Below are 26032 nucleotides of genomic sequence, written 5' to 3'. Positions count from 1 at the left end.
ATTATGAGTGAAGAGCAACCAAATTTAAATTACGTAAAAGAATTGGCTGGAGGAGACCAATCTTTTGAGCAAAAATTTTTAGGAATAATAAAAAGTGAATTCCCAGTAGAAAAACAAACCTATATAGATTGTTTAGCAAAAGAAGATTATAATGCTACCGCAGAAATAGTTCATAAACTAAAACATAAATTTAATATCTTAGGCTTGCAAAAAGGGTATCGTTTAGCAGTTGGTTTTGAAGAACAACTAAAATATGGGAATAGTAAGCTTAAGGATGATTTTTTAAGGATACTAATTACCATAGAAAATTATATTTTAAATATTTAATATGAAATGCATTATTGTAGATGATGAGGCAACCGCTAGAGCAGTGGTAGCTAAATTTTGTGAAGATTCCCCCGAAATATCCGTAGAGGAGGACTTTTCTAATGCAATAGACGCAATAAAGTTCTTAAATAAACAAGAGGTAGATGTTGTTTTTTTAGATATACATATGCCAGGGTTTACGGGTTTTGATTTTGTAGAGACTTTAAAAAACCCTCCCAAAATAGTTTTAATAACATCGGATAAAGATTTAGCACTACAGGCTTATGAATACGAGGCCATTGTAGATTATTTGGTAAAACCCCTTACTAAAGACCGTTTTATTAAATGTCTTAATAAAGTAAAAACGGCAATACAAAACCAAGCTATTATAGAAAATGCTTCCAGTACTAATAATACTCTAGGTTTAGGGGAGTTATTTATAAATATAGATCACCGCTTAATTAAATTAAAGTTCAATGAGATACTTGTAATACAAGCCTTAGGAGATTATATTAATATAAAAACAGAAAAAACCGAATATAAAGTACACAATACATTAAAGAAAATAAAAGAAAAATTACCTACAGATATTTTTTTGCAAATACACCGTTCTTATATAATAAACTTCACAAAAATTATAGATATAGAAGATAATAGTGTGTTAATAGACAAAAATGTTGTTCCTATTAGCAGGTCTAATAAGCCTAAACTTATGCAACATTTAAATCTTTTAAAGTAATAAACATTAGTAATTCTATATTACTAATATTTAAATGTTTCTAGGCATCCTTAAATTTTAAAAGCTGTTTTTTATGAATGCCTCGTGGTTTTTCTCTGAGGTTATTTACTTTAAAGCTATTTGCTTTTGTAATTTATTATAGAATAATGGTTGTTTAGTAAAAAGCCACTTTATTTTTAAGCCTACCTCTGTAAATTGAAACCCTGCTGCAGTTGCAGAAGCTATATTACTATACTTGCCATATACAGAACCGTTAAGTCTTTTAGAAAATTTATGTTGTATACCTGTCTCTGCTCTAAAAATAACAGTCATTGGGTCTTTTTCTACCTTTTGGTATCCAGAAGCAGCACTAATCATAGCAGTTGTTTTTTCGGAGAATTTCCCTCTAATATCTGCGAATAATTCCACAGCTTGGTAGATAGACGGACTAAAGTATATAGTTGGTACTTGGTTAGCAAAGCTTAAGTACTGATAGTTAACACCAACTTTTACAGCAGGTTTTTTAAATAAATTATAATACAAAGAACTAAATAATAAATTTCTCGTGTTACTATCTGTTTGTTCTGTGTACATAAGTTGTGTGTACCATCCTAAATTAAAAGTGGTTCCTAAATTATAGGTTAAGCCATAATGATTCATAACAATTTCTCTTTCAATAAGGTCGGCATTAAAACTCTGTACTTCTCTCGTGTAAATAAAGTCTAAGTTTTGTAAAATAAAAGGTTGTGTTTGTAACCTAATATCTAAAACAGGTTGTGAAAAATCTGTATCGGTAGAGATAGATTTATTTATACCAATTATAGCTTTAAGATTAGTTTTTGGAATAAGTTTATATTCCAAGCCAGCTGTCATTAAATGAGAAGTAGCTTTATTTAAATTTATACTATTCTCTGTTGTTCTAAATTGATAGGAAAAGAATGATGCAAATTTTGTGGATAACGCTAAGTCTGCTGAAGTTTTACTAGAAAAAGCGGTGTTTTTACCATTATCAAAAGTATAGCTTGCATGCTCCTCTACGCTGGGAGTGTATTTTAAATCTAATTTTTCAATAAAATTAGAAGCATCTTTTTGTTTTTTATAATAAACTAAGGTTTTCTTAGCTGCTTTATATGCTGGTATTATTTTGTCAGAAGCAAATAAGGCATTTGCCTTTCCTAAATTTCCATCAAAAGAAGCGCTATCATTTTTAAGTATTTTATCATAATTAGCAATACTCTTTTTAAAGTTTGCTGTGTACATGCCTAGAGTAGCGTCAAGAGCCATTATCCAATTTCTATTTGGAGTTGCCTTGTTAAGACTATCTATTTTTAATCTAGCTTTTTTATATTTTTGGTTCCATATTAAAGCCTGTATATATCTATTATAAGTGCTTTCTGTTAGCTTTGTATCTTTTAATGGTAGTACGGCTTTTTTTGCCTTAGAAGCAATATTTAAAGCCTCTTTATCTTGTTCTCCAATGTGTTCTGCAAGGGCAATGCCATTTAGTGCAACTATAGAATCCTTAGCATTAGTTGCATATCTCTTATAGGCTTCTTTTGCTTTTTCTACACTCTTAGTAATTAGGTAAAGATTTGCTAAATTCTTTAAAGCATCTTTATCCTCAGGAAAGTCTTTAAAAATGCTTTTTAAATATGTCTCTCCTTCTGCATATTGTTGGTTATTAACAAATTCATTTGCGTACCCTAAACGCATATACTTTTTAGATACTAATGCACTTTGGTTTTTGGGGTCTAAGGCTATAGCCTTATCTACCCATTCTAGAGCTAATTTATATTCTTTAAGATTACTTAAAGTATTTGCATATCCTAAAACGGCACCAAACTTATCAGGAAAGTCGGCAACTAATTTTTTGTATAATGGTTTGGCAGATTCATAATCTTTAGACCATAAATAAGATTCGTTGTAATTAATTTCTACTTCAAAATCTCCAGGGTATTCTTTAAGTAAATCTGAAAATAAAGCATTTGCTTTTTTTGGTTCTCCACTTAAACCAACTGCTCTACCATAACATAATCTTGCTGTTTTATTTGTAGGATTATTTTCTAGAATACCTTTAAAAAAAGACTCTGCATTTTCAAAATTTCCGTTTTCAAGAAATTTAAAACCTTTACTCATATCTTCTTGAGACCTTATTATAAGGGATATAAATAGAAATAGGAGGACACTATATTTTTGCATTTTTATAAAGTAAGTAATTTATTACATTGTGATAACGAAGGTTTTTTTAAAATATGCGATAATTATGTAATAAAATATTTATATAAAAATTAAAATTTTAATTTAAATGATTAATATACAGTGCATTAAGTGGTTTTTTACGTGTATTTTAAATATATGTGTAATATACATCTTCTTCATTTTACAATTCCATTTTTATTTTTTTAATATTTAAATTATTGATTATCAAATAATTAAATATATTTTATAAATTAAATAAGAAAAAACTTACAATTTTTTAAACAAATTACGTTATCTATTATACTGTAATTAAAAGTACAGGTAATAAATCTTAACCTATAATAATAAAAATACCTATGGCAATAGAAATTAAAGAGAATAGCGGAATGTTTGAAATTTTGGGAAATATATCTTCTCAGAATATGACATCATTAAAAAATTATTTTGAATCTATCATTCCAATATCAGAAAGTATTATTCTTAATATAGAAAAGGTAGGCGCTATTGATAAAAGTGGTGCTTATATGTTAGAAAAATTATATAAGGGAGCTGTAGAAAAAAATAAGATTATATCTATAATAGGTAGGCAAAACAAAAAAATAGCTTCTATTATGAAAAATACTAAAACGCATTATATTTTAAGCAATGACCGCGTTTAAACTTGTATTAAAAAAAGTTTCCCCCGAACAATGGTTTATGGGTAGTGTACTTCTAGTAAATGGAGGTAACTACCTGTACAATCTTTTTTTAGGAAGAATTTTAGGCCCTGCAGCATTTGCAGAAGCAGCTCTTTTGGTAACCTTATTACTAGTATTGTCTTTCATGGGAATGACTTTTCAGTTAGCAACTGCAAAATTTGCAGTTATTTTTGCAGATGAAGAGTGGCAAAATTTTAGAAACAAAATATATAAACAAGCTAGTTATGTAGGTCTTGTTATTGGTTTGCTAATATTAGTTTTTGCAAAAAAGTTGCAAATCATTTTTAATACGGAAAGTCATTGGATGTTTGTAGTTTTTGCTATAGGCATACCTTGTTACTTTTTTATGAGTGTAAATAGAGGTACTTTCCAAGGGCAATTAAAGTTCAATAAATTATCTATTACTTACCAAACAGAAATGTGGAGTAGGTTATTAATTACCATTGCTTTAATTTATTTAGTGCCTTTGCAGCCAGGAATATTAGTGGCTTTAGGAATATTAATATCGTTTTTGTTTGGTTTATTTCCTTCAGATGTTAAAGGATTATCCTTTAAGAAAGTTGGAGAAATGTTACCAGAAAACACAAAAAAAGTTTCTCAATTTATTTGGTTAACAGCGTGTTATGAACTTACCCAAATAATAATTAATAATAGTGATGTTCTTTTAGTAAAACATTATTTTAATGCTTTAGATGCTGGTTTGTATGCTTCATTGGCTTTAATTGGTAGGGTTGTTTATTTTGTAGCTTGGATGTTTGTAATGTTGTTACTACCAACGGTAGTACAAAAACAAAAAGACGGAGAGCCAACTGCACCAATTTTATTTAAATATGTTTCCTATATAAGTTTACTATCGGCCTGTATAGTTGTAGTATGTTATCTTTTTCCAGATTTAATTATTACGCTAATGTTTGGAGATGCTTATGTATCTGTAGCAGGTTTGCTATGGCAATATGCTTTAGCAACATCACTCTTTGCAATCTCTAACATCTTTGCATATTACTTTTTGTCATTAGATCACTACGTACCAGTAATACTTTCTGGTTTGTTAGGAATGTCTCAAGTACTATTAGTTGCGTTTTTTCATGAAAATTTAGAAATGGTAGTACATATGCAAATAATTGCAATGACTATACTTTTAGTAGTACAACTTATATATTTTATCAATAAAAAGAAAATATCTAAAAAAACAGAATAATATACCCAAGTTATAACCTAAACCTATAAATATGAAATTAGCAATAGTAACAGCCTACCCACCTAGTAAGGTTACCCTAACGGAGTATGGCTACCATTTAGTAAAACATTTTAGATTACAAGATCAGGTAACAGAAATTACCTTAATAACAGATAAAACTAAAGAACTTAAAGATTTAAATTTTGAAGAAAAAGGTTGTAAAATAACAGTAAAAGAAGCCTGGGATTTTAACAGTTATTCTAATATTTTTAGAATTAATAAAGCAATTTCTGAAAGTAAACCAGATGCGGTCTTATTTAACTTACAGTTTTTAAAGTTTGGAGATAAAAAAGTGCCTGCGGCATTAGGTTTATTATTACCTTTTATATGTAAAATCCGTGGTATACCAACAATATCTTTACTACATAATATTTTAGAAAAGGTAGATTTAGCAAATGCTGGATTTACTAACAATAAGCTATTACAAAGAATATATAATTTTATAGGAACAACGTTAACACGTTTTGTTTTAGCATCAGATATTGTAGCTGTAACTATTAGTAAATATGTAACTACATTAAAGAAAAAGTATGATGCTACAAATATTACTTTAATTCCCCATGGAGCTTTTGAAACTCCCCCAGAGCCAGATTATAATTTACCAGAAGGACCAAAACAAGTAATGGCTTTTGGAAAATTTGGAACTTATAAAAAGGTCGAAATATTAATAGAGGCTGTTGAGGAAATTAGAAAAAGAACATCTGAAAATATTGAGATAGTAATTGCAGGAACAGATAGTCCAAATACTCCTGGATATTTAGATGAAATGGCTAAGAAATATGCGCAGGTTTCTCAGCTAAGATTTACAGGATATGTAGCAGAGGAAGATGTGCCTAAAATTTTTGGAGATAGTGCCGTAGTTGTTTTTCCGTATACCTCTACAACAGGTAGTTCAGGTGTATTGCACCAAGCCGGTAGTTATGGAAAAGCAGTTTCTTTACCAGATTTAGGAGACCTTAGTATTTTAGTAAGAGAGGAAGGGTATAAAGGAGAGTTTTTTGAGCCAGACAGTGTAGATTCTTTAGCAAACGCAATAGAAAATATCTTAACTAATGATGCGTATAGAAGAAGTTTAGGTAAAGCAAATTACAAAGCAGCATGTTCTTTACCAATGTCTGCAATTACAGAAATGTATATAAATCATTTTAACAATATTATTGCTAAGAAAACAGGTTCTCCTGTTTTAGAAAGTAAGTAAAAAATAGAGTTCGTTTAGGTTAGTTGAAAAAGGAAGGTAATTTTAAATTACCTTCCTTTTTGTGTATAAATACTTTTACGCAATAATTAAATTAACAAAATTATTTACTTTAAAGATAAAGCTTTAAAAGCTGGTTTTTTATTGCCTAAAGAGTCTAAACAACCAAAAAAGTGTTGTTTTTTAGACTTCCAAGGCAAGCTACCTGCAACAGAACTAGGTACATTTTTAAAATCATAAAGTGTCCAGAACATATAAGGAACTTTTTCTTGTTTAAGAATATTTTGCATTTCATTGTAATATTCAAGTTGTCCCTGTTCGTCGGCTCCTCTATAAAAATTCCATAATCCTTTATAAGAAGACATGCCGTATTCTTGTAAAAGTTTTGGTTTAGTAGGTATAGCACTTCTTAAGGTATTATAAGCTTCCGTAAACTTGCTAGGCTCTCTATAGTAATGAAAAGAAATAAAATCTACATTATTGCCTAGCTCTATTCCGGCTTCAGGAGAAGACCATCCTATAGTAACAGGATGATTTTTATCCCATTTTTTTATATTTTCAATCATTTGTTCCAACCAGCTTAAAACACGTTCTTTTCCTCGAGAGTCAAAATCTAAATCGGGTTCATTTTTTATATCCCATGCTAGTAGTGCAGGATGGTCTTTTATTGCATAAACAATTTGTTCTGCATGCCTATGGGTTAAGGTCCAGTTAGATACATCATAGTCGCCATAAAAATCAAAAAGAGTAACTAAAACCTCTAAATTTGTTTCATGTGCTAAATCTAAAACCTTTTTAAGTAATGCTAATTTTTTTGGGTTAACTTTATTTTTTCCAAAATCTTCATATTGTATAAAAATTCTTAGCGTATTTAATCCCATACGCTGTATTATTTTAAAGTCATTTTTAATAATACTGTCGTTAAATCGTTTCCCAAAAGTATCCCAAGAAGAGTCTTTGGGATAGTAATTTATTCCTTTTATATTCTCAACCTTTTTTAACTTTCCTTGAATGTTTCGCGCTTCTATTTTAGTGGTATCTTTTGGTGTAGGTATTTCTTTTAGATGTCTTATACGCCAAAAGCCATCTTCTAAAAGCATCATTACTTGGTAGCTCGTAGTATCTTTTTCTTTTAAAATTAATTCTTCACCTTGATATATTTCTTGGTATTCCTCTACATTATAATCTTTAAAAACTACCATGGTGCCATCTGCAGTATAAAAATCTAAAGAACTATTGTGGTTTAAAGTTGTACGTTTATACCAGTTTTTATTTTTTTTATTTAAATCTATATTATCATATAAACGAACTCTAGCACTATCGGTATAAAAATCTTCAATTCCGTAACGATCATTTTTTTTGTAGGCTATATTACGAACATGCCAAGCGTTCATGTAGTCATTGGTAATTTCTCCCAATGCTTGTTCTTCCATTTGTCTTCCTGGATTTTCTGTATTTATCCATTCTAAACTTGGTTTATACACATCATCCATAGGTACTTCTAAATGTAGCATAGAAGTTTTGTCTGCTCCAGTATTCATAAATGCCCACACAGCGCCTATTCCAGATATAATAAGGCCATTTATAGCTAGGAATGTAGTTATAAGAACAATTCTGTATAATGTTTTATTTAGTTGTATTGCCATGTATATTCTTTGTAAACTCTTTAGTTATACCTGCAGCTTTTAATTTTAATATATAATCCCCATCGGCAAGAAAATACTCGCCTAAGAATATATTACAAACTCCGTCTTTGGTAGTTGTTTTTTTAGATTCGATGAATTTTCCATTTGTATCATAAATATCTAATTGTATTAGTAGTCCGTCGGGGATAAGCTGTTTCATAAAACTCTCAAACGGACCAATATCTATATTTCTATTCCCTTTTGAAAAATGAACAGGATAGTCTTTAATAGCAGGTTTAAAGTTGAATTCTGTAATATTACTTTCCGCAGCACCAGTAATAAATGCTTGTATTTCCCATTTAGAGGCTTTGTCTGGGTGTAAGGTTTTGGCTTCTGCAATACCGTTTAATGTGGTTCCAATAGTATATAAATACACCTCTTTTTCATTTTTAATAACAAAAGTTACAAGTGTGCCATTAGTTACTATGTTTCCAAATTCATCTTTAATAATATCAGAAGTAAATGTGATTATTTGATTCCCATCTGCAAAATTATGGGCACTAGAACTACGAATAGAAAAATTTACGGCATTAGAAGGGTAAACAATAGTTGCAAGTTCTTTAGAGGTAGTTCCGTTACATTCTGAGGTTACTAATATTCTCCCAGATTTTAACGTAGAAGCTACATTGTACCAAGCAACAAAATTTTTTGTAGAGATTTTTAATTCCTCTATATTTTCTAAAAATTGATATTTAACAGTTACTTCTGTACCATTGTCTAAAGGATTGTCATAAGCATCCGTTGGAGATATAGTTAACATAGAAAAGTCATTGTAACCAGCAGTTACACTACGTGGGCCAAAGTACGATTCTATATATGTGGCTTTAGGAGCATTAGTGGTAATAGTGTGTTTACCATTTAGTATTATTTTGCCATGTAATAATAGTTTCCAACGAAAAGGACCAGCTATTCTTGTAAAGTTTGTTGGAATGTTAAAATTGATTAATTCAGAATCTGTTATTTCTGGATGCAATAAAACATTCCCGTAGGCATTTTTAATTTGCAGTTTGTAGACATTAGCAGTGTTATCTGTTTTAAATGATAGCGTAATAGGACTGCCAGCAATAGAATTATTTAGGGTAGTGGTAAGTGCAATGTTTGGGGTGTTAGTAACCTTTGGTTGTTCTTCTTTTTTATCAGAACACCCGAGTAGTAAAAGGCTTAAAATTATTAAAATTTTAAAGGACATACTATTTAGGATTACCTATGTAACTGTTAATTTCAAATTTTAAATATTCATACCCTTTTCCTTTAAAAGGATAAGCTTGTTTTTTACCATGTGTTAACTCTCTATTAGGAAATATTTTGTCTGCAATAGCTTTGTTTGGGGAACCATTAACAAAGCAGTTTTCTAGACCGCTGGTTATTACTTCTAAACTATCTAGATCTAGAGGTTTGTAATTAAAAAATTGTTTTCGTTGTATACGAACCCCTTCTGTGACAAATTTATGATCTACCCAAAGTAGATTACTATCGGCATCATAATAAGAAATTATTAATTGCGGAATAGTAACTTCTTGTACTCCAGAATTAAATAAAACTCCATTAAAACCTTGTTCCGTGTATTCCATATCTTGTAGGGCTACATGTTTGTATAAATCTGTATTAGCTGTGTTCCCTGCAGATTGCAAGTTAAATTTAGTAGGTTGCTCCTCAAAACTAACAGGTGTAAACTCATCAGGGTTAAAAGTTGGAGGTAAGGTATCTTTGGTAGAAGACCATGCTATACCTTCAAAGTTAATTTTAAAGGTTGTTGTTTCCTTAGGCATTAACTTATGTTTAATTTGGTGTTTTGCATTATAGTTAGCCAGCTCTTTGTTGTTGTCATTGTAGAGTGTTGCCTTAATAACAATATCTGCTGGGGTATTATCCACGTTTTGTAACTCGCCAATAATACTATATTGGCCTTTGTATTTTACAAGTTTAGCCGATAATATTTCTAAAACAGGTTGCTTTAAAACATCTTCATGATACGTTTCTTGCGTAGTAATTTTTCTTCTACCATGATTATAATAAGTGGTGCTGTTTGCGGTAAAAAGTTGGTCTGGAGGTATATCATTATCAACTTTTAAAGTTTTTATATACCATTTATTTTTTCTCTTTATTAGTTCGTGAAAGTCATTATTAAATACATTTTCTAAAGGGGTAATCCATCTTGTGGCTACTTTTGCTTTTGCGCTATTTTTAGTTTCATCATAAATTTCTATACCTAAGGAATCTAGTTTAGCATAAGAACTTAAAATACCATCGGTAACGGAAACTTCTAACATATACTGGGCAATATCAATATTTTCTTCTGGGTCTATGTAGGAATGTGCTCTAGAAAACTCTTTAAAATCTAAAGCATCATAATAAGATTCTACAACATTGTTTGGAGATAATTGTGTAACGTTTTTTATATAAAATATATACATACCGTACCCAATACAAATTAGTATGAGTAAGGCCCACCAGTGCGAAAATGTTAAAAGTCTAGACGGGAATTTATTATAAGGGAGTTCTAGTTTCATAAAAGAATGTTCTTCTAATTTTCTAGACTTTAATAAACGCACCCATATCATTTGGATATTAACAAATATGGCTATTAACACAGTAGATAGAGGAATTATTCCCCACATAATTTTCATTATGGTTGGTACATCTTGTTTGGGCATAATTTGCGGTATGGGAGCCACATTTAGTTTTTCCCAAACCATAATTCCATTTTCTAATTGCTGTAGGCGTTGCCAACCACAATAATATAGAATAGGGTCATAGAATTTATCATTAGAGAAAATATATTTTAGATTATATTTTTCTGGTACGGTTAAAAATTGCTGTAAGGAGCCTATGCCTTCTACGCCCCTAAATTTAGAATTTTCTATACGCTCTATGGCTCTTGTTGTAAGTTCTGGTAATCTACGAGCTGAGTGGTAATTACCATCTACTGTCATAGCGTTTGTTTGCGCAGAAAGCCATGCCATTTGGTCTCCAAAACCTAGTGGTAAATAACGCCAAGAATCATGGGAGTCTGCCCCTAAAAAGTTTACAATGGGTAGCATTTTAATTTTGGCGGGTTGGGACGGTCTAAAATACCCTAATGTCATGGTAAAAAGTACCATGAATAACATTCCGCCAGCTATTAATCCACCAAGAACTCTATGGTAAACACCACCAAATTTTTCTTGAACTAGTGTTTTTAAATCCCCTTCTACCATCCGGTATGCAAACTCTGCAAATATGGGGAGCGCCATAATGGTAGCCCACAATGTAAATCTATCTAGTGTAAGAATATTAAAGGCCATTTCGCCTAACATTAAACGCGGAATAGGTGTAGTACCTCCAGTTCCTAAAATGGTTAATAATGTAAAAGACAACCCAAAGAAAAGGTATCTTTTACTAAAATATCTATAGAAAAAATAGGGTAAAATAAATAGAAAAACCCCCCATGGTATTAAGAAAAAAACTAATCCTGAAGAGGTTATTTCTAGGAAGTTATCTCTTGAGCCATGCGGAATAGCGACTTGAGTAATTGGATTTCTTTTAGAGTTGTACCAATAAGGGAAAATACAGAATACAAGTAAAAATATAGCAGTACCACCAAACTTAGCTATACGCCAAAAGTGTTGTAAAGTAGTACCCCAGAATACCTTAAAGGAAAGCTCTTTATAGGAATTAACCTTTTCTCTGGCGGCATCCATTACGGTCATTCCCATTAATGGAGCAATAAAAAATACCATACCAAAAAGTGGTGTTACATGATGTGATGTAACCGTCACGGCAAGCATAGTTGCCGACGTAATAAAATAGCGTGTTTTACCAGTTTTGATATATAAATATATTTCTGTCATGGAATGCAACAAAATAGAAAGTGCTGATACGCTAGGTAATTGTCCAAAAATATGTAGAGTTTCAACAAACGTAGAGGAGAAAACGGCCATAACAGCACCGTAACCTGCAATTCTTCTGCTACCAGTCATTAATAAGGTGTACCTATAGGCTCCTGTAATGAATAAAATAATAGCAATTAATGCTACAGTATACATTCCAAATTTTAAACCACCAATATATGAGAGTATTCCAATGAGTTGGTGTACTAATGGGGGGTAGGATTGTACTGTAAAGCCAGTATACCATCTGTATTCCCATGGGTCAAACCAGCTATCTGCATAATGGTCTGCAAAGAAAAGATGTATTAATGCATCATAGGTATATTCTAAAGTGAAGAAAATAGCAGAACCATGAAAGGCAAGCCCAACTATAAGAGCTAAAATTAAGAGAGTGTTTGTTTTTTTCTTCAAAAGCTATTAAAAATCCAATTCTGTATAAAGATATAAATAAATTTATGAGATGTACATTACAATAAAAGATGAATAACTTGCGTTTTATGAAAGAAATTACTTACAAATAATGTGTATCACTCTATATTTTAGAGAATTAGAAAAGTTTTTTTTAGGAGTGCGCCTCTTGTGTAAAGTAAATTTTTTTTAAAAACCCAAACTTAATAAACAAGAACCTTAAAAAGGGTCATGTTAAAAACTTAAAAATGTATTTATGAAAATCCTCGCTATTGATGACCAACAACTAATACTATTATCTCTGGAGAAGAGATTAATAGAGTTAGGGTATGATATTAAAACTGCCAATTGTGGTAATGATGGTAAAGTTTTGTTTGAATCTTTTAAGCCAGATTTAGTAATAGTAGATATTAATATGCCAGATATGTCTGGATTAGAAGTGGTTAAACATATTAGAATAGAACAAAAATCTGATACTCCAATAATGGTTATGTCTGGTAATACAGATGAGAATGTAATTATGGATGGTTTTGACCTAGGAATAGATGATTACATGAAAAAACCAGTGAGTTTAAATGAAGTTGCAGCTCGTGTTAAGCGTATTTTGGGAGATAATAAAACTTCTGTTAAAAACACGGAAGAAACTTCATCTAGAATGTTGCAAGAATATTGTGTTGGTGTTGTTATACCATGTTATAATGAAGAAGAACGTTTATCTGGAGTAGAGTTTAGAGATTTTGCGCACCGTAATTTAGGATACCATTTATGTTTTGTAAATGATGGTAGCACAGATAAAACTTTAGAGGTTTTACAAGAGCTTAGAAAAGGAAATGAAGATACGATTAGTATTTATGATTGCGAAAAAAATGGCGGTAAAGCCGAAGCGGTTAGGCAAGGGGTTTTACACTTGGCAAAAGACGAGCAATTGGATTATATAGGATATTTAGATGCAGATTTGTCTACAGACTTTAGAGACTTTGATGATTTGGTAAAAACTCTTCAGAACTCTGATTTTAAAATTGTAAGTGGTTCTAGAATGAGTAGGATGGGAGCAAATATTACAAAGGAGTCTGCCAGAAAAATAATAAGTATGACCATTAACCTTATTATTAGAACTATACTTGGAATGCCATTTAATGATACCCAATGTGGTGCTAAAATAATGGACAAAGACATTGTAGAAAACATGTTTTCTAAGAAGTTTATTACAAGATGGCTTTTTGATGTGGAAATATTTATGCGTATGCGTAAACATTATGGAAAGAAAAATGTACAAAGTTTAATTTGTGAACAGCCTTTAAAAAGATGGGTACATGCAGATGGTTCCAAACTATCTATGAAAGACTCTGTAAAAATTGTGGGGCAATTAGCAAAAATTGCTTTTCATTACAATACCTGACAGCGAGGTAACTAGTTGGTTTTGTAAAGTGCACTATGTCTATGACTATAAGTGCACTTTTCTTTAACTAAGGAAAATAAATGTTGAGAGGTAGTAAACGGTCATTCGTCTAAAATTTATAATTAACTTTTTAATAGTTAACTACTTTTGGAGTAACCAAAAACCCAAATTATGAAAGCTAAGAAAAAAAAGAAATACACTGGTTTTATTTTAACGAATAAGGCAAAGAAAATTTATGAGATATGTGACATAAAATTTTCAGATAAGGCAATTATCTTGAGTACATTATAAATAAAAATAGCCAGGTAGTTTCCCCAAGTTTTACCAGAGAGACCAGTTTTAGACAAAACTGGTCTTTTTTTATGTTTGTTTTACTTGTATATGATAAAATGCGTTAGCCTGTTTTTTAAGGACTTCTTTTGCTTTTTCCTTTTTATATGTATAGACCTCTTTTTCTTCCTTTATTTCGGAATATATTTTGTTATTTAAGTATATATCTGTTTCTAATAACTGTTCTCTCTGCTGTGTTTTTTGGTTTACCCAGGTTTTTATGGAGCTTTCTTGGTCTTCTAATTTCCAATCATATTCTCCTTTTGGGGATAGTAATTTGGCAATTATAGGAGAGGTTTCAATTGTCAAGAAAAGCAAAAAGATAAAAAAAGAGGGGAGCCATGGCAGTTTTTTCAAAGCATTGATTCTGGCCATTAACCCATCAAAACCATCAATAATTGGTTGCGATGTATTTATAGCATTATTATACTCTTCTTTTAGCTTTGAAATTTGTTTTTCAATAACAGTAATTTTTTGATTATTGGTTTCTTTTAAAGCTTGTAATTCTAGTAAAGAAGCATCGTGTTTTTCTCTTTTTTCTTGGTAAACAGGACCTTTGCCCAAAAGTTTAGTCCCAGCAGTACCTTCTGCTTCCGAAATGTAAATAGCATATAAAGTATTGGTTTCCTTTTCTTTTAAGAGAATCTCATTCTTTAATGTAATAATATTGTTTTTTAATGCAGATATCTCTGGAGTATACTGCTGTAAAATTTGTTGTTGATTAGCTAGGGAAAGGTTATTCTTTTGTTCTAATAAAACTTGATTAATTTCTTTCTCGAATATTTTTATTTCTAATGGTTTAGAGATTACAACGGCAATAATAATTGCTAAAATTATTCTTGGTAATGCTGGTAAAAATTCTTTTTTAAAAGAGTCTCTTTTCTTAATTGTAGAGACAATAAAACGATCTAAATTAAAAATTAAAAGACTCCAAAGAAGGCCAAAGAATATAGAAACATAAATAGTACTAAATACAGTGTATAATGCATAGGAGCAGGCAATAAATGCCATTAATGCTGTAAAAAATACTGTTGCGCCTATACCTACATATTTATTTTGCTCTCCATTAGAGCAGGTTTTTAATATAGCAGAATCTGCCCCAGAACAGAGGATAAAAAATTGCTGTAACATGATTTGATGGATTGATGAACTACATAGGACGCCAATCGGGAAAATTAGTTACATTTTTTTAATTTTTATTGCGTTAGGGATTGCAGTGACATCCTTTCTTTTTTAAGTTTTTTTCTTAACAAAGAAAGATATAACGGAAAGCCCGCCCTTTAGGAACGCCAGAATAACGGCTATTTTTTATTTAGATAGTTCTGTAAAATATTTATAAAAATATGGTATTGTTTCTATGCCTTTTAGGTAGTTCCATACGCCAAAATGCTCGTTTGGGGAATGTATAGCATCGCTATTTAGACCAAAGCCCATAAGTATTGTTTTACTATTTAATTCTTTTTCAAAAAGGGCTACAATAGGAATACTACCACCACTGCGTTGCGGAATTGGTTTTTTGCCAAAAGTAGCTTCATAAGCTTTAGATGCGGCACTATAACCTATAGTATTAATTGGAGTAACATAGCCTTGACCGCCATGGTGTGGTGTTACTTTTACGTTTACAGCTTTGGGTGCAATTTTTTCGAAATGGGTTTTAAATAGCTGGGTAATTTCTTCCCAATCTTGGTTAGGAACTAATCGCATAGAGATTTTAGCATAGGCTTTACTTGCAATTACGGTTTTAGCACCTTCGCCAATATAACCACCCCATATTCCATTTACGTCTAAGGTGGGTCTTATAGAGTTTCTTTCATTAGTAGTGTATCCTTCCTCGCCATATATTGCATTAATGTTTAATGTTTTTTTGTAATTTTCTAAACTAAAAGGAGCTTTTGCCATTTGGGCCCGTTCTTCTCTAGATAACTCCTCTACTTTGTCATAAAATCCTGCAATGGTTACATGATTATTTTCATCATGTAAAGAAGCAATCATTTTGGTAAGGATGTTTATTGGGTTTGCAACTGCACCACCATATAGTCCTGAATGTAAATCTCTGTTAGGACCCGTAACTTCTACTTCTAAATAGCTAAGACCACGCAGACCTGTAGTAATAGATGGAATGTCATTGGCTATCATTCCAGTATCAGAAATTAGAATAATATCATTTTTTAGTTTTTCTTTATTCTCTGCTACAAATATGCCTAGATTGTTACTGCCAACTTCCTCTTCTCCTTCAATCATAAATTTTACATTACAAGGTAGTTGATTGGTTTTTACCATAAATTCTAGAGCTTTAACATGCATATACATTTGCCCTTTATCATCACAAGCACCACGAGCAAAAATAGCACCATCGGGGTGTTTGTCTGTTTTTTTAATTATAGGTTCATATGGCGGAGAATCCCATAGTTCTATAGGATCCGCTGGTTGTACATCATAATGGCCATATACTAAAACTGTAGGTAGATTTTTGTCTATTATTTTTTCGCCGTAAACAATAGGGAAGCCTTTTGTTTCACAAATTTCTACCAAATTACAGCCTGCATGTAATAAAGATTCTTTAATTTTTTGTGCTGCTTTTATAACATCTTTAGAAAAAGCAGGGTCTGCACTAACAGATGGTATTTTTAATAGATCAAAAAGTTCGGATAAGAAACGGTCTTTATTGTCTGATATGTAGCTTTTTATGTCTTTCATTACGGGCTTTAATTAGTCGGACTAAAAATACAAAAGAACTTTTTTAAAGATAGATTATTTTAAAATTGATTTTTTACTTTATATTTGCACTCCTTTTGCAGGCGTGGTGGAATTGGTAGACACGCTAGACTTAGGATCTAGTGCCGCGAGGTGTGAGAGTTCGAGTCTCTCCGCCTGTACAAATAAAACCTCAACTATCTATTTTTAGAATGTTGAGGTTTTTTTATTTATACTTTTTGCTATTGTATAATGAGTTTATTAATTGCTCAGCCATTTCTTCTTAATAGTCTTTTTTTTTATTGTTTTGTTAGGGATTAATAGCCGTTGTTAACGATAGCATTGTTTAGAATAATACTTTTTTGTAAAAAATTTTGATTTTTTTAGAATATATGAAAGGACTTTCATATATTTACGAAAGGCCTTTTATAAATAACAATATGGATGTCTCTTTTGAACAATTTGGAAGATTAGTTGGTGCTTCTGCCTTTAGACGTATAAGTGAAAAATTATATGCTGAAGGGGATCGTGTTTATAAAGAATCGGGAATAGATTTTAAAACTGTTTGGTCCCCTGTTTATCATGCCCTAGCATGTGCTGAAGAAAAATTGACAATAAATGATATTGCCTTGCAAGTTGGTTTTACACATATTACCGTTAAAAATGTATTAAAAGAACTAAAAGAAAGAGAACTAGTTCATGTGGTACTTAATCCGAATGATGGTCGTTCTAAGTTGGTTGGGTTGTCGGATAAAGGAATTACACTTTTAGAGGAGCTTAAACCTGTATGGAAAGAATATTCTAAAGCCCTGGATAGCATATATAATAATAAACATTTAGAAGTTATGGAGCTATTCGACAGTATAGAATTAGAAATTGATAAAATGTCAATTATTGATAGAATGAAAATTAATTACAATAAGGACAAAAAATAGCTAATAAAGTAAAAAGCTTATTGTGTTCTATGAAAGGTTAATGATAAAAACTTACTTGTAAATAACTTTATTTAGCATGAAAAAGAAAGTTACATTTGAAATATCTGAAAAACAAAGTAATTGGATAAATTCATTAATTAAACAAAATGAAGTTGAAGATTTAGAAAGCTATATAAAGAGTTTAATAGATAAGGATATATCTTTAAATGATAAGTGGATAAATGTATTTAAAGCTATAGATGATAGAATTAAAAAAGAGGAAAACCTCTAGCGTGTTTCTTCAAGCTATCTTAAAAACAAAAGCTCCTTTTAAAGGAGCTTTTCTATTTGTTAAAATCAAATTTCAAACAATAAATAGGAAGTTAATTTGGGGAAACCTGCGCTTTTAATCTAAAAAACACCTACGGCCCAAAGAATAAGACATACTACTACAGTAAGTAAAATACCAACTAAAGTAATTACGGTTAAACTAAGGAATCCGTTCAGTAATTTTGTACCGAATGTAATTTCCTGTTCCATAGTTATTATTATTTGTTACAATGTAATGTTTTAGAAATAAATAAAACCAATTTTTCAAGGGTATTTCGACTAAACACTTAGTTTTTAGTATGTTGCTTCGGTAAGATGCGTGTTTTTTCGATGAAATAACAAAGTTTAACACTTAATTCTTGGTGAATAAAAAGGGTGTGTTTGTGAAGCGATTTATTAATTTAGAGCAATTATTGGCCTTAAAGTGTCTTTTTTCTTAACTTTCTTTTTGTTTAAAGGAGTGTTATTTTGGTTTGGTTTAGGAGCTTCTTTACGAATATTAGGTTCTGTTTTTTTATCGCTTTTAAAATTTTCACAAGAAAAAAGGAAAAGGAAGCTAAGTATAAAAAAGAATATAGTCTGGGGTAACTTCATAAGTATTGGAACAAGGAGTTACAATACTTTACGAATGTAATCTAGTATTTGGATGCTTGCTCCAGTATTATTAATTACATAATTTTTGTTAATATCACTTGTTTGGTTATATAATTTTTTATCCGAAAGTAATAGGTTTATTACTTCCTTGAACTCTAAAGTATTTTTTATGGACAATATTCCTTTCTGTAGTATAAGGTCTTCTGCTTCTTTAAATCCAGAGTAATTAGGACCAATTAGAATAGGAATTCCAAAAACAGCAGGTTCTAAAGTGTTATGTAGACCAGTAGCAAAGCCTCCTCCAACATAAGCAATATCTGCATAACTATAAATTTTAGTTAATAACCCAATAGTGTCCACAAGTAAAACATCATAGGAGTTAATAGTTGTTTGTTCTATTTCGGAATATAGTACTACTGTTTTTGTGATGGATTTTTTTAGATTATTTATATGTTCTTTTTTAATATTATGTGGTGCAATTACATATTTTAAGGTTGATGAATTATTATTTATATAGTCTACTAATATTTCTTCATCTTCAGGCCAAGAGCTACCAGCAATAAAACATTTAGAATTGCCTTTAAAATTTTGCATAAAATCTAAGGTGTTATCTCTTTGGAGTATTTCAGAAACTCTATCAAATCTAGTGTCTCCACTTATAGTAGTATGGGTGTAATTTATACTATCTAATAGAATTTTAGAATTGCTATCTTGCACAAAAATGTGAGTAAATTTAGATAGTGTATTTCGCATGTAACGACCATAACTTTTAAAGTAAATTTGTTCTTTGTTAAAGAAAGCGGAAATAAGTATTGTAGGGATTTTTCTTTTATGAAGTTCTCTTATGTAATTAGGCCAAACCTCATACTTTACAAAAATAGCTAGTTTGGGTCTTGTGGTTTTAATGAAATTTATAGCGTTATGTTTAGTATCTAATGGTAAGTAGGTTACTAGGTCGGCAGCATTTGTATTTTTTTTAACTTCATATCCAGAAGGAGAAAAGAAAGTAACTAAGATTTTATAAGAGGGGAAGTTATTTTTTAATTTTTCAATAATAGGCAGCCCTTGTTCAAATTCGCCCAGAGATGCTACGTGAACCCATATTACAGAGTCATTTGGTTTAATTTCTTTTTTTAAAGTAAAAAAAACATTTTTTCTTCCCTTTATAAAAAGGGCAATTTTTGGGCTAAAAAGAGCAATAACTCTAAGTAGTACCCCTGCTAGTAAAACTATAATATTGTAAAAAAAATGCACCTATTTGTGGTTTGTTGCTAAAATACGTTTCTTTCCCTAAAATCATTGGTAGAGCTGCCTTAATTTTTTGTAATTTTATACACTTAATAAGAGCAAATGAGAAAAATTCAGATGGTAGACCTTCAAGGGCAATACCAATCTCTTAAAGAACAAGTAAATACATCCATTACGCAAATTTTAGAATCTTCTACATACATTAATGGACCTCATGTACATGCTTTTCAGAAAGAATTAGAAGAATATTTAGGCGTAAAACATGTAATACCATGTGCTAATGGTACCGATGCTTTACAGATTGCAATGATGGGGTTGGGACTACAACCAGGAGATGAGGTTATAACAGCAGATTTTACTTTTGCAGCTACTGTTGAGGTAATTGGTTTGTTGCAATTAACACCAGTTTTAGTAGATGTTGAGTTAGATACTTTTAATATAGACCCTGTAGCTATAGAAAAAGCAATAACTCCAAAAACAAAAGCAATTGTACCAGTACATTTATTTGGACAATGCGCTAATATGGATGCTATTTTAGAAATAGCGGATAAGCATAATCTTTTTGTAATTGAAGATAATGCTCAGGCTATTGGAGCAGAGTATACTTTTAAAGATGGGAGTAAACAAAAAGCAGGAACAATTGGTCATGTAGGTTCCACTAGTTTTTTTCCTTCTAAAAATTTAGGTTGCTATGGAGATGGAGGTGCAATATTTACCAATGACGATGCCTTAGCACATACCTTAAGAGGTATTGTTAATCATGGTATGTATGAAAGATACCACCATGACGTTGTAGGTGTAAACTCTAGATTAGACTCTATACAGGCAGCAGTTTTAAGTGCAAAGTTGCCTAAGCTAAATGCTTATTGTGATTCTAGAAGAACGGCTGCAAGAAAGTATTCAGAGGTTTTTAAAGGAGTGAAAAATATAGTAATCCCTGCTATGTCTAATGGTTGCAATAAAATTTGTAAAGATTGTGATTGTCATGTTTTTCATCAATATACATTAAGAATAACTAACGGAAAAAGAGATGCATTAGTAAAGCACCTTAGTGAAAAAAATATTCCTTGTGGTGTTTATTATCCTATTCCTTTACATAAGCAAAAAGCCTATGAAGATGAAAGGTATTTAGAAGAGAATTTTACAATAACAAATCAACTTGTAAAGGAAGTAATCTCTTTACCAATGCATACGGAGTTAGATGATGAGCAGATTAGCTATATAACTAATGCAGTTATCGGTTTTGTTAATGAATAAAAAGGTTTAATAGTATTATTGCAAAGTCTAAACATTTACCATAAAATAAAAATAAATGAAAATACTAGTTACTGGAGGTCTTGGGTTTATAGGCTCGCATACGGTAGTAGAATTACAAAATGAAGGTTATGAAGTAGTAATTATTGATGATTGCTCTAATTCTTCTGAGAAAGTTTTGGAAGGAATTACTACTATTACTGGAAAGACACCCTTATTTGAAAAAATAGATTTAAAAGAAAAATCTAAAGTAGAAGATTTTTTTAAACGGCATGCAGATGTACAAGGTGTTATTCATTTTGCGGCATCAAAAGCTGTTGGCGAGAGTGTAGAAAAGCCATTATTGTATTATGAAAATAACATAGGAACATTAGTATATCTACTAAAAGAGTTAGCAGCTAAAAACAAAGCTAGTTTTATTTTTAGCTCTTCTTGTACAGTTTATGGGCAAGCAGATGAAATGCCAATAACAGAGAGTGCTCCAGTAAAACAGGCAGAATCTCCTTATGGTAATACCAAACAAATGGGAGAAGAAATAATTGCAGATACTTGTAAAGTAAATGCAAACTTAAATGCAATAGCATTACGATACTTTAACCCAATGGGTGCGCACCCAAGTGTTCAGATTGGGGAATTACCAATTGGAGTGCCACAGAATTTAGTGCCTTTTATAACACAAACAGGTGCAGGTCTTAGAGAGCAATTATCTGTTTTTGGAGATGATTATCCTACATCTGATGGTACATGTGTTAGGGATTATATATATGTAGTAGATTTGGCAAAAGCGCATGTTTTGGCATTAAAAAGATTATTAGAAGGTAAAAACTCTGATAATTATGAAGTATTTAATGTAGGGACAGGAAAGGGGAGTACTGTTTTGGAGGTAATTAAGAGCTTTGAAAAAGTATCTGGCAAAAAATTAAATTACAAAATAGTAGATAGAAGAGCAGGAGATATTACTACTGCTTATGCAGATACAACTAAAGCAAATGAGGTTTTAGGTTGGAAATCTCAATATTCTTTAGATGAAGCAATGAAGTCTGCTTGGGATTGGGAGCAGAAAATAAGAAGTTAATTAAAGGGAATGTAATTTTATTAAACAGGAGAAACATATTTATATTTCTCCTGTTTTTATATTTTAGAGAATAAGTGTTTTTGGAAGAGAACTATAACAATAGTGAAGAGGTATTACAACAAGCAGTAAAAGAATTGTTGTATGCTAATTTAGTTGCGCAACTAACTAAAGATTTTTCTTTAGCAAATGTTCCTTTTGATGTGCCAGAGGATATTAAAAATATAGAGCTACAAAGGTTGCTTCATGAGAAATTGTATCTTCTCATCATGGAAAAATTTAATGACTATCTTAATTTGTTATATGTTATAGATGTTCCTGAGAAAGTGTTTAAGGGAGTTAAAGTAACAGATGTTGTGGAGGTAGCAGAACAAGTCTCTTTTTTAATCCTAAAGAGAGAATTTCAAAAAGTAAGACTAAAGGCAAAGTATGGTTAGTTTTTTAGAAATAGACTCTTACAAAAGGCATCCATGCATTAGCGTAAATACTTTTGTTGTCATCGTATAGTACATCATATCTAATGCCAAAAGTAACATTGTTGCTTCTATACCCGGCGCCTAAAAACAAAGCAGGAGACCAATAATCGTTTTCAAATATTGCATTACTTTCGTTAACCCTTAATTGTTCTATTTCTGCAGATAATTGTAATAAAGGTAATGGGTTGTAAAAAGTAACAATGCTGCCACCGTATGCTAAAAACTTATTAGTATCATATTTAGCATAGTTTACAGATAGACCAACACCAGCAGAAAAATAATTATTTACATCATAAATTGCGCTAGGAGATATAGACCCGTTAAAACCTCCGTTAGTAAATCCTAGGCCAATGCCGCCTCCAAATCTTACATTTTGCCAGAATGAGCTCTGTGAAGTAGCGTTTTGAGAAAAGCAGAAAGTATTGCTAAACGCAAAAAAAAGAAAGATAAACAGGCTTTTTAATAAGGTTTTACTCTTTTTAATCATAAATGTTTATTTATTGCTAATAATAACACCTAATATACTACTAGAAATGGTAAAAGTTGTATTTTTGATAAAATTTGTTCTAAAGTTACAGAAAAAAATTCATGGATAAATATTCCTTTTTAAATGCTGTGCATACCTCTTTTTTTGCAGAGTTATATGACAAATATTTAGTAAGCCCAGATAGTGTAGAGCCAAGTTGGAGAGCATTCTTTCAAGGGTTTGATTTTGGTATGGAGAGTTCTATAGATGAGCTTGATATTGCACCAAGTAGTGGAGCAATAATTGATGCCAATGGGCAAAAAATAGAAGTGCCAGAATCCTTGCAAAAAGAATTTCATATAATAGGCTTAATAGATGGGTATAGAACTAGAGGTCATTTGTTTACAGAGACTAATCCTGTAAGGGAAAGACGTAAGTATACTCCAAGCCTAGATATTGAAAACTTTGGCCTTTCAGAAAACGATTTAGATACTGTTTTTAATGCGGGAGAAATAATTGGTATAGGGCCAAGTTCTTTAAGAGAAATTATTAAAAACTTAAAAAGTATATATTGCGATGCTATTGGTGTAGAGTATATGTATATACGTAATCCTGAACGCGTAAAATGGATTCAAAATTGGCTAAATGTTAATGATAATAGACCTAAGCTAGATGCTGATGGGAAAAAGCATATACTAAAAAAGTTAAATCAAGCGGTTTCTTTTGAAAGCTTTTTGCATACCAAATATGTAGGTCAAAAAAGATTCTCTTTAGAAGGGAATGAGTCCTTAATACCAGGGTTAGATGCAATTGTAGAGAGAGCTGCCGAAATGGGAGTAGAGCAATTTGTAATGGGAATGGCTCACCGTGGAAGACTAAATGTTTTAACTAATATTTTTGGTAAATCTGCTAAAGATATTTTTAGTGAGTTTGATGGAAAAGATTATGAAGAAGAGATTTTTGATGGAGATGTAAAATACCATTTGGGTTGGACCTCGGACCGTATGTCTGATAATGGTAATAAAATAAAAATGAATATTGCGCCAAACCCATCGCATTTAGAAACGGTTGGTGCTGTTGTAGAAGGTATTGCAAGGGCTAAGCAAGATGCGCATTATAAGGATAATTTCTCTAAAGTATTACCAATTGTAGTGCATGGAGATGCTGCAATTGCAGGGCAAGGTTTGGTTTATGAAGTTGTGCAAATGGCAACATTAGATGGGTATAAAACAGGAGGTACAATTCATGTCGTGGTAAATAACCAAATAGGGTTTACTACGAATTATTTAGACGCTAGGTCTTCAACGTATTGTACAGATGTTGGTAAAGTTACTTTGAGCCCTGTTTTACATGTAAATGCAGATGATCCTGAGGCTGTAGTGCACTCTTTCCTATTTGCATTAGAATATAGAATGCGTTTTAGTAGAGATGTATTTATAGATTTACTAGGATACCGTAAGTATGGACATAATGAAGGGGATGAGCCTAGATTTACGCAACCTAAATTATATAAAGCCATAGCCAAGCATAAAAATCCAAGAGATATTTATGCGGCTAAATTAATTGCAGAAGGTGTAATAGGTGCAGATTATGTAAAAGAATTAGAAAACCAATATAAAGCTTCATTAGAGGAAGAGTTGGTAGATTCTAGAAAAGAAGATAAAACAGTTATAACCCCTTTCATGGCAGATGAATGGAGCGGATTTGAAAATGTTCGTGAATGGGAAATGATGAAACCTATAGATACTACATTTAGTGCTAAAGAGTTAACTGAAATTGCTAAAGTAATTACAGAGCTTCCATCAGATAAAAAATTCTTAAGAAAGGTTGAAAAATTAATAAGAGATAGGAAAAAAATGTTCTTCGAATCTAATAAGTTAGATTGGGCTATGGGAGAGCTTTTGGCTTACGGCTCTTTATTAAAAGAAGGCTATGATGTAAGAATGTCTGGTCAAGATGTAGAAAGAGGTACTTTTTCTCACCGTCATGCGGTAATGAAAGTGGAAGAAAGTGAAGAGGAGGTTTTATTGTTAAACGCCATAAGTGGAGATCAAGGAAAGTTTCAAATTTATAACTCTTTGTTGTCTGAATACGGTGTGGTAGGTTTTGATTATGGTTATGCCATGGCGAGCCCTAATACATTAACTATATGGGAAGCACAATTTGGAGATTTTAGTAATGGAGCTCAAATAATGCTAGATCAGTATATTTCTGCAGCAGAAGATAAGTGGAAATTACAAAACGGATTAGTAATGCTTTTGCCTCACGGTTATGAAGGGCAAGGAGCGGAACATTCTTCTGCTAGAATGGAGCGCTATTTACAATTGTGTGCAAGAGATAATATGTATATCGCAGATGTTAGTACACCAGCGCAAATGTTTCATATTATGCGTAGGCAAATGAAAGCGAATTTCAGAAAGCCATTAATAATTTTTACACCTAAGAGTTTGCTAAGGCATCCAAAAGCAGTTTCTCCTGTAGAAGAGTTTGTTGAAGGAGGTTTTAAAGAAGTTATAGATGATGCTACTGTAAGTGCTGCAAAAGTAAAGTCGGTAGTATTCTGTACTGGTAAGTTTTATTATGATTTATTAGCGGTAAAAGAGGAAGATAATAGAGAGGATGTTGCTTTGGTTCGAGTAGAACAATTATTTCCTTTACCTGCAGATCAAATGAAAGCAATTATCAGTAAATATAAAAATGCAGATGATTTTGTTTGGGCACAAGAAGAGCCTAGAAATATGGGGGCATGGAGTCATATGATGATGCATTTTAGTGATGCTCATAAACTTCGTGTGGCATCAAGACGTTTTTATGCTGCACCAGCTGCGGGTAGTGCTGTGCGTTCTAAAATGAGACATCAACAAGTAATAGATTATGTTTTTGATAAAACCAAAGATAATTTAACAAGACAAAAGAAATAATAATACATCAAATTAGATA

General features: G+C 31.3%; 21 protein-coding genes and 1 tRNA gene. 13 read left to right on the top strand and 9 right to left on the bottom strand.

Features of this window, described 5'->3' with window-relative positions:
• Window positions 1-3 precede the first annotated feature (3 nt).
• Both Q0820_RS01230 and Q0820_RS01225 read left to right on the top strand, forming a co-directional pair.
• Complete coding sequence (locus Q0820_RS01230; RefSeq protein ID WP_298484382.1) at window positions 4-327, top strand: Hpt domain-containing protein; 324 nt, start codon at window positions 4-6, stop codon at window positions 325-327.
• 1 nt (window position 328) lies between these two features.
• Entirely contained in the window at window positions 329-1045 is a 717-nt protein-coding gene (locus Q0820_RS01225) for a LytTR family DNA-binding domain-containing protein (protein WP_298484381.1), read from the top strand.
• A 105-nt stretch (window positions 1046-1150) separates the two neighbouring features.
• On the opposite strand, the gene Q0820_RS01220 is transcribed toward Q0820_RS01225, so the two are convergent.
• Entirely contained in the window at window positions 1151-3160 is a 2010-nt protein-coding gene (locus Q0820_RS01220) for a tetratricopeptide repeat protein (protein ID WP_298484380.1), read from the bottom strand.
• 419 nt (window positions 3161-3579) lie between these two features.
• Here Q0820_RS01220 and Q0820_RS01215 point away from each other — a divergent pair, with 419 nt between their 5' ends.
• Genes Q0820_RS01215 through Q0820_RS01205 form a run of 3 tightly spaced genes read left to right on the top strand, consistent with a single transcriptional unit; the run spans window position 3580 to window position 6356 of the window.
• Window positions 3580-3882, top strand: coding sequence for an STAS domain-containing protein (locus tag Q0820_RS01215; protein ID WP_298484379.1), 303 nt, complete (start codon window positions 3580-3582; stop codon window positions 3880-3882).
• A complete protein-coding gene (locus tag Q0820_RS01210; protein WP_298484378.1) occupies window positions 3869-5119 on the top strand; it encodes an oligosaccharide flippase family protein in 1251 nt (416 codons plus the stop codon). The genes Q0820_RS01215 and Q0820_RS01210 overlap by 14 nt, the downstream gene beginning before the upstream one ends.
• A 31-nt stretch (window positions 5120-5150) precedes the next feature.
• A complete protein-coding gene (locus Q0820_RS01205; protein ID WP_298484377.1) occupies window positions 5151-6356 on the top strand; it encodes a glycosyltransferase in 1206 nt (401 codons plus the stop codon).
• Window positions 6357-6460: 104 nt separating this feature from the next.
• Here the strand turns inward: Q0820_RS01205 and Q0820_RS01200 are convergent, their stop codons facing one another.
• Genes Q0820_RS01200 through Q0820_RS01190 form a run of 3 tightly spaced genes read right to left on the bottom strand, consistent with a single transcriptional unit; the run spans window position 6461 to window position 12318 of the window.
• On the bottom strand, window positions 6461-7999 hold the full coding sequence (locus tag Q0820_RS01200; RefSeq protein ID WP_298484376.1) for a glycoside hydrolase family 2 TIM barrel-domain containing protein: 1539 nt from the start codon (window positions 7997-7999) through the stop codon (window positions 6461-6463).
• Entirely contained in the window at window positions 7980-9227 is a 1248-nt protein-coding gene (locus Q0820_RS01195; protein WP_298484375.1) for a hypothetical protein, read from the bottom strand. The genes Q0820_RS01200 and Q0820_RS01195 overlap by 20 nt, the downstream gene beginning before the upstream one ends.
• A gap of 1 nt (window position 9228) precedes the next feature.
• On the bottom strand, window positions 9229-12318 hold the full coding sequence (locus Q0820_RS01190; RefSeq protein WP_298484374.1) for a hypothetical protein: 3090 nt from the start codon (window positions 12316-12318) through the stop codon (window positions 9229-9231).
• Window positions 12319-12571: 253 nt separating this feature from the next.
• On the opposite strand from Q0820_RS01190, the gene Q0820_RS01185 reads away from it, so the two are divergent.
• Window positions 12572-13714: a response regulator gene (locus tag Q0820_RS01185; protein WP_298484373.1), complete on the top strand. Its 1143-nt coding sequence runs from the start codon at window positions 12572-12574 to the stop codon at window positions 13712-13714.
• Window positions 13715-14074: 360 nt separating this feature from the next.
• On the opposite strand, the gene Q0820_RS01180 is transcribed toward Q0820_RS01185, so the two are convergent.
• Both Q0820_RS01180 and Q0820_RS01175 read right to left on the bottom strand, forming a co-directional pair.
• The gene (locus tag Q0820_RS01180; protein ID WP_298484372.1) at window positions 14075-15175 is read right to left on the bottom strand and encodes a DUF4407 domain-containing protein; all 1101 of its coding nucleotides are present in this window, start codon (window positions 15173-15175) and stop codon (window positions 14075-14077) included.
• A gap of 177 nt (window positions 15176-15352) precedes the next feature.
• Window positions 15353-16741, bottom strand: a complete 1389-nt coding sequence (locus tag Q0820_RS01175) for a dipeptidase (protein ID WP_298484371.1) — start codon at window positions 16739-16741, stop codon at window positions 15353-15355.
• A gap of 97 nt (window positions 16742-16838) precedes the next feature.
• Between Q0820_RS01175 and Q0820_RS01170 the strand changes: the two genes are divergently transcribed.
• From Q0820_RS01170 to Q0820_RS01160, 3 genes are all read left to right on the top strand, one after another.
• Window positions 16839-16920, top strand: a tRNA-Leu gene (locus Q0820_RS01170).
• A 210-nt stretch (window positions 16921-17130) separates the two neighbouring features.
• Window positions 17131-17673: a winged helix DNA-binding protein gene (locus tag Q0820_RS01165; protein ID WP_298484370.1), complete on the top strand. Its 543-nt coding sequence runs from the start codon at window positions 17131-17133 to the stop codon at window positions 17671-17673.
• Window positions 17674-17749: 76 nt separating this feature from the next.
• A complete protein-coding gene (locus Q0820_RS01160) occupies window positions 17750-17944 on the top strand; it encodes a hypothetical protein (protein ID WP_298484369.1) in 195 nt (64 codons plus the stop codon).
• A gap of 434 nt (window positions 17945-18378) precedes the next feature.
• Here Q0820_RS01160 and Q0820_RS01155 read toward each other — a convergent pair whose 3' ends face one another.
• A complete protein-coding gene (locus Q0820_RS01155; protein ID WP_298484368.1) occupies window positions 18379-18576 on the bottom strand; it encodes a hypothetical protein in 198 nt (65 codons plus the stop codon).
• Between the two features lie 18 nt (window positions 18577-18594).
• Entirely contained in the window at window positions 18595-19830 is a 1236-nt protein-coding gene (locus tag Q0820_RS01150) for a glycosyltransferase N-terminal domain-containing protein (RefSeq protein ID WP_298484367.1), read from the bottom strand.
• 96 nt (window positions 19831-19926) lie between these two features.
• On the opposite strand from Q0820_RS01150, the gene Q0820_RS01145 reads away from it, so the two are divergent.
• The 3 genes from Q0820_RS01145 (at window position 19927) to Q0820_RS01135 (ending at window position 22587) form a co-directional block, all read left to right on the top strand.
• Window positions 19927-21081 (top strand): DegT/DnrJ/EryC1/StrS aminotransferase family protein, encoded by a 1155-nt coding sequence (locus Q0820_RS01145; protein WP_298484366.1) that lies wholly within the window; start codon window positions 19927-19929, stop codon window positions 21079-21081.
• A gap of 55 nt (window positions 21082-21136) precedes the next feature.
• Window positions 21137-22153: a UDP-glucose 4-epimerase GalE gene (gene galE / locus Q0820_RS01140; RefSeq protein ID WP_298484365.1), complete on the top strand. Its 1017-nt coding sequence runs from the start codon at window positions 21137-21139 to the stop codon at window positions 22151-22153.
• A gap of 80 nt (window positions 22154-22233) precedes the next feature.
• Window positions 22234-22587, top strand: coding sequence for a hypothetical protein (locus Q0820_RS01135; protein WP_298484364.1), 354 nt, complete (start codon window positions 22234-22236; stop codon window positions 22585-22587).
• 4 nt (window positions 22588-22591) lie between these two features.
• On the opposite strand, the gene Q0820_RS01130 is transcribed toward Q0820_RS01135, so the two are convergent.
• Window positions 22592-23113 carry an alpha-ketoglutarate decarboxylase gene (locus Q0820_RS01130; protein ID WP_298484363.1) on the bottom strand — a complete coding sequence of 174 codons (522 nt, stop codon included), beginning with the start codon at window positions 23111-23113 and terminating at the stop codon, window positions 22592-22594.
• A 101-nt stretch (window positions 23114-23214) separates the two neighbouring features.
• On the opposite strand from Q0820_RS01130, the gene Q0820_RS01125 reads away from it, so the two are divergent.
• Window positions 23215-26013, top strand: a complete 2799-nt coding sequence (locus Q0820_RS01125) for a 2-oxoglutarate dehydrogenase E1 component (RefSeq protein WP_298484362.1) — start codon at window positions 23215-23217, stop codon at window positions 26011-26013.
• Window positions 26014-26032 lie beyond the last annotated feature (19 nt).

The organism is uncultured Maribacter sp., from assembly GCF_947495965.1.
GTDB lineage: Bacteria > Bacteroidota > Bacteroidia > Flavobacteriales > Flavobacteriaceae > Maribacter_B.
Note: the sequence above shows the minus strand (reverse complement) of the source record. Positions and strands in the feature narration are given on the sequence as shown.